The organism is Nocardia sp. NPDC059236, from assembly GCF_042754085.1.
Taxonomy (GTDB): domain Bacteria; phylum Actinomycetota; class Actinomycetes; order Mycobacteriales; family Mycobacteriaceae; genus Nocardia.
In genome coordinates this window covers 83,422-95,016 of sequence record NZ_JBHZAF010000021.1, presented here as the reverse complement: position 1 = coordinate 95,016, position 11,595 = coordinate 83,422, and the positions used below count along the sequence as shown (strand labels likewise).

Genomic DNA, 11,595 nt, shown 5'->3' with positions numbered 1-11,595 from the left:
AGGCCAGGCAGCCAACCTGATCGAGCCCGTTGGCGATACCCATACCGCGGTCGGGCTCGTGGCCGGTCACGGTGGGGCGGTCACCCCGGGCCCGACCTCCTGGACGATGCCGGCGCCTTCGTGGCCACCGACCACCGGCAGCACCGAAGGCTCGGCGGTCACATCGTCGCGCGGCATCGGCACTGTCGCCGGCGGTGTCCTGGGAATCCGCGTGCGGTCGAACTAGAGTCCTCCCATGGCGACATCGGAGGCGGAGTCGGCGGCGGGCGGTAACGGGGCGGCGGAGGCCGGGCGGGCCGCGCGGAAGCAGGTGCCACGGCGATCGCTCGGTGAGTGGAAGCCCGCGGCGGATCGGGAGGATCCGATAGCGGTGCTGGAGCGTCAGGCCACGACCCGGGTGCCCGAGCTGGTCGAGATCCGGTACGCGCGCATGGCGGCCGGGCAGTTCCCGTTCTATCGGGGTGCGCCGGCGATCATGGCGGCCGATCTGGCGAGCGGGCCGAACACAGGGCTCACCGTGCAGTTGTGCGGGGACGCGCACCTGTCGAACTTCGGCTTGTTCGCCTCGCCGGAACGGTCACTCGTGTTCGACGTCAACGACTTCGACGAGACCCTGCCCGGGCCGTTCGAATGGGATGTGAAGCGGCTGGCGGCCAGCGTGGCGGTGGCGGCGCGGGCCAATGGGTGCGACGACGCCGAGGCGAGCGGGGCGGCGGCCGCGGCGGCGCAGGCCTATCGCGAGGCCATGGTGCGGCTGGCGGGTCTGGGCGAGACCGACGTCTGGTACGAGATGGTGGACGCCGAACGGGTCGCCGAGCTGCTGCGCCCGCACGACCGCAAGCAGACCGAGAAGGTGATCAGCCGGGCGCGGGCGCGCACCAGCTTGCAGGCGCTGGACAAGCTCACCGAACCCGGGCCCGATGGCGTGCCGCGCATCAAGGCCGATCCGCCGCTGCTCAGACCGGTACCAAAAGAGCTGCACACCGAACTGCTCTCGGTGCTCTCGAACTACCGGGACACGCTGCCGGAGGAGCGCCGGGTGTTGCTGGATCGGTACGAATTGCGGGATATCGCCATGAAAGTCGTGGGCATGGGCAGCGTGGGCACGCGCTGCTTCATCGCGCTGCTGACCGGGCGCAATACCGGCGATCCGCTCTTCCTCCAGGTGAAGCAGGCCGAGAATTCGGTATTGGCCGCGCACCTGCGGAGCAGCAAGTTCCAGCATCAGGGGCACCGGGTGGTGCACGGGCAGCGGCTCACCCAGTCGGCCGGTGACATCTTCCTGGGCTGGGCGACCGGCCCCGATGGGCTGTTCTACTACTGGCGGCAGCTGCGAGACATGAAGGGCTCCTTGGTCATCGACGAGATGTCGGCGGCGCAGCTGCGGCAGTACGCCGGCCTGTGCGGGCACACGCTGGCGCGTGGCCACGCGCGATCGGGAGATCGGGTGGCCATCGCCGCGTATCTCGGCAGCAACGACGTCTTCGACCAGGCGATGGGGGCCTTCGCGCTGGCCTACGCCGATCAGACGGCGGCCGATCGCGAATCCCTGCTCGCCGCCATCGAATCCGGTCGCGTCACGGCTGCCGAGAACCTCGCACCGGAGAAGAACGGGCAGTAGGCGGGCCGGGCGTTACTCCGGGTTGACGGCGATCACCAGCTTGCCGGTCGAGGAGCGACCTGCCATCAGCCGGTGCGCTTCCGCGGCCTCGGCGAGCGGGAACTCGGCAGTGATGGGCAGCCGTACCTTGCCGGAGGTGGCCAATTCGAAGGCGTGCGAGGCGATCTCGTGCAGAACGTCCGGGGCCTCGACGCTCAGGCCGAGAATGGAGAACCCGGCCACCGAGCGGCCCTGCGGGTAGAGGTCGGGCGCGCCGACCTGCCACGGGCCCGCACCGCCCGCATTGCCGAAGGAGACCAGGCGGCCGAAGCGGGCCAGGGAATCCATTGTGCGGCGCAGGGTTTCACCGCCGATGGACTCCAGCGCGAGGTCCACGCCGCGACCGCCGGTGGCGGCGGCGACCTCCGCGTCGAAGGATTCGTTCAGAAATGCTGCGTCATAACCGTATTCGCGGGCGTACTCGGCCTTGGCCGGGCTGGACACCACGCCGTACACCGCGCCCGCGCCCGCGAGCTTGGCGATCTGCGCGACCACCGTGCCGACGCCGCCCGCCGCGGCCTGCACCAGCATGGTCTCCCCGGGCTGCAGGCGGCCGACGGTGTGCACCAGGGCGTAGGCGGTCGGCAGCACCGTGGGAAGCGTTGCGGCGGTGCGCAGATCGACGCCCTCCGGCACCGGGAACACCGTCGCGGCCGAGACGACCGCGACATCGGCGTACGCGCCGCCGTCGGTGATGGCGGCCACCGGCTGGCCGACGCTCAAACCCTCGACACCCTCGCCCACGGCCCGGACCCGCCCGGACAATTCCAAGCCCGGCACGAACGGCAGCCCCGGCACCCGATAGCCCACGGCCCGCGCCTGCAGATCGGCGAAATTCACTCCGACATAGGCCACATCGATGGATACCCGCCCGGCCCCCGGCTCCGGCACCGCGAGCTCCACCGACCGCAGCACCTCCGGTCCGCCGAATTCGTCGAATCGAATCGCACGCATGCCGCCACACTCCCTCTCCGCCTGTTCACCGGGCAGGTCGAACAACATCATCCGAACGCCGGACCCACCGCCTTGCAGCACCCGGGCGTCACCGGCTATTCCGCATGCTGCCCTTGAAGTCTCGCTCCCGCCACCCGGTCCGGCGGGACACCGCTACCCGCAGCGATCGGCCGTCGCCGCCCGGTCCGGTCAGCCACCGTCAGTCGAAGCGATGGGCCCCGGTCAGCCGGAGCGATTGGCGTTGCGGGCGGTGCCGCGATGGGCGGTGACCGTGGTGGGGTCCTCGGGCCAGGAGTGTTTCGGGTAGCGGCCGCGCAGATCGGCGCGGACCTGGGGCCAACCGGTGCGCCAGAAGGACGGCAGGTCGGCGGTGACGGCCACCGGGCGCTGGGCCGGGGACAGCAGGTGCAGCAGGATCGAGGCGCGGCCGCCGGCCAGGCGGGGAGGCTCGGTCCAGCCGAAGATCTCCTGCACCTTGACCGCGAGCACCGGCGGGTCCGTGGAGTAGTCGAGGCGGACGCGGCTGCCGGAGGGAACCTCCAGGCGTTCCGGGGCGAGCTCGTCCAGGCGTGCGGCCTCGGGCCACGGGAGCAGGCGGCGCAGGGCCTGACCCGCATCGGCGCGCTCCAGGTCGGCACGGCGGCGGGCGGTGGAAAGTTCTGGGGCGAGCCAGGTTTCGGCGTCGGCCAGCAGGGTGGCGTCATCGACGGCGGGCCAGGGCGCGCCGAGGGTGTGCTGCAGGAAGTCCAGGCGCTGCCGCAGGCTGCGGGCATCCTCGTCCCAGCGCAGCAGGTCCAGGCCGGTGGCGCGCAGTCCGCGCAGCAGGGCGGCCGACACCAGGCTCGGATCCGGTTCCCTGAGCGGCTGCTCCGACAGCACGATCGCGCCGAGGCGCCGCACCCGGCGGGCCACCAGATCACCGTCGGCCCAATCGACCTCGTCGACGGTCTCCAGGAGGTTCGCGGCGGCCTGCCGGGCGAGCTGCTCATCGGCCTTGGCGGCCAATCGGATTCGCCCCTCGGCCTGACCCGGGTCGCGCCCGGCCACCGCGATGGCGAGCCATTCGGCATCGCCCAGCCCGCTGCCCGGTGGCAGGGTCACCGCGGTGCCGCCCGCCATCAGGTAACTGGCCGAACCGGGGGCCCGGCGGCGGGCCAGCCGTTCCGGATAGGCCAGTGCCGCAACGAGAGCCGGGTCGTCCACGCCGTCGCCCTGGACGAGTTTCGCCAGCCGCTGCGCCTCCCGCTGCCAGCGGGCGGGCCGGTCGCCGCGCAGGCTCCGCAGTGCCGCGGCCAGATCGATACCGGGAGCGAGGGAATCGTCATCGAGTAGCGCGACCACCTCGGCGGCCGCCCGCGCCCCCACCTCGCGCGCCCCGTCGAGCAGTGCGCGCGCCAGGCGCGGATGCAATCCGACGGCCGCCATGCGCCGTCCCCGATCCGTCACCGCCCCATGGTCATCCACCGCGTCCAGCGCCCGCAGTACCGCCCGCCCCGCCGCCAGGCCACCCGCCGGCGGGGCATCCCACCAGGCCAGCGCCTGCCCGTCGACGGTGCCCCAGCACGCCAATTCCAAGGCCAGCCGGGTCAGATCCGCGGTGCGGATCTCCGGTTCCGGATACGCGGGCAGGGTCGCGTGCTCGTATTCCGGCCAGCACCGCCACGCCCACCCCGGGCCTTCGCGGCCCGCGCGTCCGGCCCGCTGCTCGGCCACCGCGGCCGAAACCCGCACGGTCGCAAGCCCGGACAGCCCGCGCCGATGATCGATGCGCGGCACCCGCGCCAGTCCCGAGTCCACCACCGCCCGCACCCCCGGCACGGTCAGGCTGGATTCGGCCACCGCCGTGGACAGCACCACCCGCCGCCGCGCGCCCGGCCGCAGCGCCGCGTCCTGGGCCGCGGCGGACAACCTGCCGTGCAAGGGCAGCACGTCCACCTCGGGCAGTCCCGACAACAGGTCGGCGGTCCGGCGGATCTCCCCCGCCCCGGGCAGGAAGACCAGCACATCGCCCGCGCTGCCCGCCAATGCCTGGCGGGTCACCCGCGCCACCTGCTGCTCGATCCGCTCCCGGGCGGCCGGCGGCACGTACTCCAGCTCGACCGGATAGGCCCGGCCCCGCACCTCCAGCACTGGCGCGGCGGGCTCCCCCTCCCCGCCCAGCAGCGCCGAAAGCCGTTCCGCCGCAACGGTCGCCGAGGTCGCCAGCACCCGCAGGTCCGGCCGCAGCCCGGCCCGGGCATCCAGGAGCAGGGCCAGCAGCAGATCCGCGTCCAGGTGGCGTTCATGGCACTCGTCCATGACAACCGCGTCCACCCCGGCCAGCTCCGGATCGTTCTGCAGCCGCCGCACCAGCAGCCCGGAGGTCACCACCTCGATCCGAGTCCCGGCCCCCACCTTCCGGTCTCCGCGCACCGCATACCCGACGGTCTCTCCGACCCGCTCGCCCAGCAGCGCCGCCATTCGCGCGGCCGCCGCCCGCGCTGCCAGCCGGCGCGGCTCCGCCACCACCACCCGTCCGCCGGTGGTCGCGGCCAGGGCCAGCGGAACCAGCGTCGTCTTGCCGGTTCCGGGCGGCGCGACCAGCACGGCGGTCCCGCACTCGCCCAGGGTGGCCGTGATGCGGTCCAGCGCCGGGCGTACGGGGAGGTCGGGAAGATCAGGCAGCTTCATTACCGCTCAGTCTGCCGCCCCGGCGACGCGCCGCCGCCACCGGCGTCGGCGGCGCCGGCCCGGATCGACCGATACCCTGACCGGTTCGTGCCGCTACGCGCAGCGGGCGGAACCGGACTAGGGTGAGTCAGCCGATCTTGGACGAGGAGCCGCACACCACATGGGAATTCGATCCCGCCGCTGGTCGAGTCATTCCGGATTCCCTGCGGCGCCCGCACTCTCGGGCGTCGTCGCACTGGGCGCGATGCTGCTGCCCGCGCCGCCCGCCGGGGCCGCGCCGCATCCCTGGGCGCCCGCGCCGGTGAACAGCTGCGGCGAGACCGGGTTCGATCCGCTGGACCGCCGAGCGGACCCGAATGGCGCCCAGCCGCAGAGCAATCAGACCATCAAGGTCCCGGTGCCGGTGCCCCAGATCGTCACCGTCCAGGTGCCCGGCCCGAAGCCCGACAACACCCGTGTCGATCCGGTCGTGCTGCCATCCGATCCCTGCGCCAACCCGTGCCCGGATGTCCGCGACACCGTCCCGGCCCCGGCGAATCAGCCCGGCGGCGGCAGCGCGTCGCTGCCGCAGGTAGAGATCACCACCGAGCCCGAACCCATCCCGATCGTGGTGCCGGGCGGCGAGCCACCCGAACCCCAGGCCGCACCCACCGCGACCGTCCAGTCCGCCGCACCCGCACCCGTGGCCGCGCCGGTGGCCGCGCCGCAGGTGGATTCGGTCCAGCTGGTCAACCAGGTCACCGGACAGGGTTCGGTCAATCGCACCGATATGCGCTGGTCGGTCGACGGCACCGACCTCGGGCTCATGTGGGAGACCAAGCCCGGCCAGGTCGCCGTCATGTTCGGCGACACCTTCGGCAAGGGCTGGAAACCCACCGGCGCCGGCACCGACCAGCAGGACTGGCGCAGCAATGTGCTGGCCTACAGCAGCACTCGCGATCTGTCGCAGGGTCTGATCCTGGACGACTTCGTGCAGAACAGCCGCTGCCACGCCGCCGAACTGCTCGACAGCCGCAAGATCAAGAACTTCGAGACCACCACCATCCCCACCTCGGGATTCGCCGTCGGCGACCGCCAGTACCTGACCTACATGTCGGTCAACCACTGGTCCAAGATCCCCGGCATGTGGTCGACCAACCTCGGCGGCATCGCCTGGTCCGACGACAACGGCCGCACCTGGACCAAATCGCAGTGGGCCCGCTGGGACAATCTGTTCGGACTCGGCCGCTTCCAGGTCGCCACCATGGTTCCGCACGGCGACTACGTCTACATGTTCGGCACACCCAACGGCCGCCTCGGCGTCATCGGCCTCGCCCGCGTCCCCGCCGACCAGGTCCTGAACAAGTCGGCCTACCAGTACTGGATCGACGGCACCTGGACCCCCGCCGACGGCCCCAACGAATTGCTCGCCACCCCACTGGTTTCCGGCACCGCCAGCGAACTGTCCATCCACTACGACCCCGAGTCGGACCAGTGGCGGATGGTCTACCTCGACGTCACCGGCAACCAGATCGTCCTCCGCACCGCCGCCGAACCCCAGGGCACCTGGTCGGATCCGACCCCGCTGCTCAGCACCGACGACTACCCCACCGCCTACGGCGGCTTCATCCACCCCTGGTCCACCGCCAAGGACCTCTACTTCACCATCTCCACCTGGAACAGCTACAACGTCTACCTCATGCACGCGACGCTGAAGTGAACACCTGACGCTGAAGTGATACCGACCCGCTGAGCGCTCCCGCTCGATTGCCGCCAGGTGTCGGTTACGCGACGGAACGGTGGAGATCCCGTCCGGCGCCGTGATCTTGTTGGCCGGCGGCGCGATGCTGACACGATCGAGCCGGGTCCGGGATCAGGTCGAAGGGAGCGCGCGTTGGGGTTGCGACGTCGTCAGGTATTGACCGGGATCATGGGGCTGGGCGGCCTGTTCGTCGCCGGCAGCGTGCCGTACCGGGGCAACGGGCTGCTCCCGCGCGCCTCGCGGCCAGCGGCCATCGTGTTTCCGCCCGTGGCCGCCGGGCGTGAGTTGAGTCCGCGCCAACTCGGCCGGGTCGGTGTGCTCAACGGGACCTTGACCTCGGTCTCCTGGATCGACGAAACCGGTCGGCCGCTACCGGGCACGCTCTCCGTGGATCGCCTGGCCTGGATCAGTTCCGAACCACTCGGCTACGGCCACACCTATACGGCGTCGGTGGCGGCCAACGGCGAGACCGGAGACGTCGACACCACCGCCGTCTTCACCACTGTCCGGCCCGACACGCTGACCAGCGTCTCCTTCCGCTCGAACAATCTCCTCGACATCCAGGACGGCGAAACCTACGGCATCGGCCTGGTGCTGGTCGCGCACTTCGACGAGGCCGTCGACCGCGCCGCCGCGGAACGCACCCTCCGGGTCACCACCGAGCCCCACGTGCCGGGCGCGTGGTACTGGCTCGACGACCGCAATGCGCACTGGCGGCCGGAGAACTATCACACGCCCGGCACCCGGATCACGGTCGCGGCGAACCTGTTCGGCACCCGCCTCGGCGACGGCGTGTACGGCCGGGACGACCAGCGGGCCTCCGTGGTGATCGGCCCCTCCCACATCGCCATCGCCGACGACAACACCAAGCACATCGAGGTCTTCGAGAACGGCAACCTGGTTCGCACCATGCCCACGTCCATGGGCCGGGGCGGTACCGCCGTGGTGGGCGAGCGGGTGTTGTCGTTCTGGACCCATCCCGGGGTCTACACCGTGCTCGACAAGAACAGCGTCGTCAGCATGGACTCCTCCAGCTACGGCCTGCCCGTCAACTCCGGCCTCGGCTACCGCGAAAACATCAGAAATGCCGTCCGCATCAGCCACGACGGCATCTACCTGCACGAACTCGCCGCGACGGTCTGGGCGCAGGGCAATACCAACGTCTCGCACGGCTGCCTCAACCTCAGTCCCGCGGACGCCGCCTGGTTCTTCGACTTCGCCAACCCCGGCGATGTGGTCGAGGTCCGCAATACCGGCGGCGATCCGCTCGACATCGGGCAGGGCGGTGACTGGACCATCCTCTGGCCGGACTGGCAGCGGGGCAGCGCCCTGGCCTGAGGGCCGTCAGCGGTCTGCGGGCAGGAAGTCGTCGAGCGCCGCGGCGACCAGCGCGGGCTGCTCCAGGGTCTGCATGTGCGGGGCGCCGGGCAGTTCGCGGTACTCGGCCACGGGGATGCGTGCGGCGACCCCCTTCATGATCGCGGGCGTGGTCGAGGCGTCACGCTCGCCGGCGAGGACGAGCACCGGAGAAGTGAAGTCCGACAACCGGTTCTGTACATCGAGACCGCTGAAGGCGCGCCAGGCGGCGGCCCAGTCGACCGCGTTGCCACGCAGGATCTGCTCGCGCGCGTAGCGGACCGGCCACGGGTTCTCGGCCTTCCGGGCGGGCCAGGGCGCCGCCGAATGCGCCCTCGATCATCGCGTCGAACAGATACGGTGAGCGGCGGCGCAGTTCGGCCTGTGCCACATCGGCGTCCGCGCCGATCAGCGCCGCGAACTCCCGGCGCCCCTTGTCGAAACGCTCCATGGGTGGTGTCTCCTCGTGGTGTTGCGTTGCAGCCGGGCGAGCGGCAGCGGGGTCAGCGGGCGCCGGGCCATGAGTCCCGCGATCCTCTCCCGCATCGCCCCGCTGGGCATCGAGCCTCCATTCCGCGTCCGCTCCAAGGTATGTGCGGACCCACCCCTCGTTGGGCCCGGACCGGGCAAATCTATCGGTGTTCCGACTGCGGGATGGGGATGGAACGCGCCTGCTAGGGGACATTTCGTGCCAAAGTGCATGATTCGATCCGCATGACTCGACCACGAATGGCGTCCAGATCACATTCACGGTAAGTCGGCGGGTTCGGTCACGCTGCGGGCCAATCGTTCTCGGTCTCGGCGACCTTGTCGATGTCGTTGGTCAGGGTCTGCAGCGCGCCGAGCGGCGACGGCGTCAGCGGACTCCCGGCGTCGCGGTCGGGGTTGCGACACCGCGCAGGATGACGTCGAGTACGTCTTGCAGTTCGCCGGCTATCCGCTCCTGGTCGGTCGTGCGGCGTGCCCAGCGGTACACGACCCCGAGGTAGGCGTCGCGGAGGAGGTTCCCCAGCAGGACCGGATCCACGCGTGAGTCGATGTCGCCGCGCCGGACGCCCATGTCGATGATCCGCGCGAAAACCTCGGCGGTGTACGGCTCTTCGGTGAGGGGCCGGCCCGTCTTCACCCACGCCGTCAGCATGATCTCGGTGACTCCGCGCTGCGCCTCGCTGAGCTGGGCGAGACCGGCCATGCACCGGTGCAGCAGCGCGCCGGTGTCGCTCGCCCCGGTCCCGAGTGGCTGCTCGATCCGGTCCATCAGTGTGCGGCGCCGATCTTCGGCCCACTCGGTGATGAGGTCTTCCTTGCGCGGGAAGTGATTGAAGAAGGTGCCGCGCGACACGTCCGCGCGTTCCGCTATCTCGTCGATTGTCGTTGCGTCGTAGCCCTTTTCGGCGAACAACTCCAGCGCGGACGTATAGATCCGAGCACGGACCCGCTGCCGGTTGCGCTCCCTGCGGCCGATCACGGGTATATCGGTGGTAGTCACCATGTTTCGCTCCCCCTCAGGTCCGGCTCCCCACCGGTCCATGAATCACAGATCCTAACCCGCCCCGACGCGGGCAGCCCCGGAACCAGTGGTTCCGGGGCGGGGAGCGGCGTCCTGTCAAGCAGCCAGGGAGCCCAGGAAGCCCAGGAGTATCTGTGCGTCGTCGCCGTAGTCGACGTGCGCCTTCGAGGCGTAGAAGGTGGCCATGTCGACACCCTGGCGGCTCAGTTCCAGCAGATCGTTGATGCTGTCGATACCGCCAATGCTGAGCAGGGTTTGCGCGGCGACGCGGAGATCACCGCGTACGGCGTTGGTGAGGGGGCCGAGAACGGAGCCGGCCAGATCGAGTCCGGCCGGGGCGAGGGTCGCCACTTCGGCAGCGGCGCCGGACGCGTCGTTGCGGGTGAGGGATTCGACTGCGCGCCAGAGGGTTTCCTGCATGTGGCCGACATTCCCCGCGATCCGCAGGATATCGATCTGGGTCAGGGCATCGGCGATCACGCTGGCCGCGGCGGTCCAGCCCGACGGGTCGATGGCCGCGGCCGCCCGGATGACCGAGCCGATGAGAGGCAGGTCCACGCCCGCGGCCGCCTGGACCATCGGAGCCAGGGCCATATTGAGGTTGCTCGCGATCTCGTGCGCGCCACTGATATCGCCCGCTTGGATCAGATCGGGGAGGTTGGTGAGGCTTTGGAGAATGGCGGGCAGGTTCGCCGCGGTCGCCGTCCAGCCGGCGCCGACCTTCACGGCCTGCGTGAGGAGTGTGCTGGGATCCGTGCCCGCGGGAATCAGCGATGCGATCATCGCGGAGTCACCGCTGAGCACCCGGCCGAGCGCAAAGAGGAACGGGGACGTGGCGGCATTGAGCGAGCAGTACAGGTCGCCTTCGACGCACAGGGTGCGCACCCGATCGGTCAGCGCACCGAAGTCCTGACTCCGCGTCCCGGCGATGCCGTGACCGGGTTGCGGGTCGCCCAGCGAGAGTGTGGTTCTCGGATCACGATGCGGATCGGCCAGCAGCCCCACTCCGACCACCCGATCGGCGCTGATCGGCCCCTCACCATTGCCGATCTCGGTCGCGAAATCGCCGATCCCGTCCGCACCCTGGCTGTACCCGGCAAGGAAGACTCGCGTCGAACCGCACAGGCTGCTCGCCATCTGGTGCAGCCGGGATTCGAGGGTGCTCAGGGATTGCGCATAGCTCAGCCCCTGATCGAAAGCGCTCGCCGCATACGGGGCGTAGAGCACGGTGATGTCACTGCCGTACTGCCGTTGCAGCCCATCGCCGATCGGCCTGAGCATGCCGACCGGCACCATCGGATCCGCATCGAAGCGCGTCTCCCAGGTCCCCGGCGCGAGAATCGCCGTATACGGGGTGCAGGGCAGTGCGCCGTGCGTCTCCGCCCGCGCATCGCCGACCACCGTGGTCCCGACCGTGACGCCCGCGGCAACCAAGATCGCCGCGCACGCTGTCGCCAGCCTGCTCATTGTCCAATTCCTCTGGTGCCGAAGGGGTTTCGGGCGGGTGCGGCGGCAGGTCCTCGTTTCCGCTGCGCAGCATAGACAATTCTCGCCACTCGCGGTCGGTTTCGCAGGCTTTTCAGACACATAATCGTTTCAGACCACGTCAGAGGCCCGCGGACCACCACGCCGACCAGACGGACAGCGAAGAGGCCCCGGCAAGAATCTCTCCGGGGCCCTTCATTTGTACCGTGGACGATTGAT

General features: G+C 70.4%; 8 protein-coding genes. 3 read left to right on the top strand and 5 right to left on the bottom strand.

The window, feature by feature from the left end; translation table 11 throughout:
* The first annotated feature begins 235 nt into the window (after nucleotides 1-235).
* Entirely contained in the window at nucleotides 236-1,621 is a 1,386-nt protein-coding gene (locus ACFXIV_RS38300; protein WP_379401776.1) for a DUF2252 domain-containing protein, read from the top strand.
* Between the two features lie 12 nt (nucleotides 1,622-1,633).
* On the opposite strand, the gene ACFXIV_RS38295 is transcribed toward ACFXIV_RS38300, so the two are convergent.
* Nucleotides 1,634-2,614 carry a zinc-binding alcohol dehydrogenase family protein gene (locus ACFXIV_RS38295; RefSeq protein ID WP_379401777.1) on the bottom strand — a complete coding sequence of 327 codons (981 nt, stop codon included), beginning with the start codon at nucleotides 2,612-2,614 and terminating at the stop codon, nucleotides 1,634-1,636.
* 222 nt (nucleotides 2,615-2,836) lie between these two features.
* The gene (gene hrpB, locus ACFXIV_RS38290; protein ID WP_379401778.1) at nucleotides 2,837-5,284 is read right to left on the bottom strand and encodes an ATP-dependent helicase HrpB; all 2,448 of its coding nucleotides are present in this window, start codon (nucleotides 5,282-5,284) and stop codon (nucleotides 2,837-2,839) included.
* 160 nt (nucleotides 5,285-5,444) lie between these two features.
* On the opposite strand from hrpB, the gene ACFXIV_RS38285 reads away from it, so the two are divergent.
* Nucleotides 5,445-6,983 (top strand): DUF4185 domain-containing protein, encoded by a 1,539-nt coding sequence (locus tag ACFXIV_RS38285; RefSeq protein ID WP_379401779.1) that lies wholly within the window; start codon nucleotides 5,445-5,447, stop codon nucleotides 6,981-6,983.
* Between the two features lie 174 nt (nucleotides 6,984-7,157).
* Entirely contained in the window at nucleotides 7,158-8,363 is a 1,206-nt protein-coding gene (locus ACFXIV_RS38280) for an Ig-like domain-containing protein (protein ID WP_379401780.1), read from the top strand.
* A 6-nt stretch (nucleotides 8,364-8,369) separates the two neighbouring features.
* Here ACFXIV_RS38280 and ACFXIV_RS38275 read toward each other — a convergent pair whose 3' ends face one another.
* From ACFXIV_RS38275 to ACFXIV_RS38265, 3 genes are all read right to left on the bottom strand, one after another.
* Nucleotides 8,370-8,549, bottom strand: coding sequence for an alpha/beta fold hydrolase (locus ACFXIV_RS38275; protein WP_379401781.1), 180 nt, complete (start codon nucleotides 8,547-8,549; stop codon nucleotides 8,370-8,372).
* A 688-nt stretch (nucleotides 8,550-9,237) separates the two neighbouring features.
* Complete coding sequence (locus tag ACFXIV_RS38270; RefSeq protein ID WP_379401783.1) at nucleotides 9,238-9,873, bottom strand: TetR/AcrR family transcriptional regulator; 636 nt, start codon at nucleotides 9,871-9,873, stop codon at nucleotides 9,238-9,240.
* A gap of 114 nt (nucleotides 9,874-9,987) precedes the next feature.
* Complete coding sequence (locus ACFXIV_RS38265; protein WP_379401784.1) at nucleotides 9,988-11,358, bottom strand: cutinase family protein; 1,371 nt, start codon at nucleotides 11,356-11,358, stop codon at nucleotides 9,988-9,990.
* Between the last annotated feature and the right edge of the window lie 237 nt (nucleotides 11,359-11,595).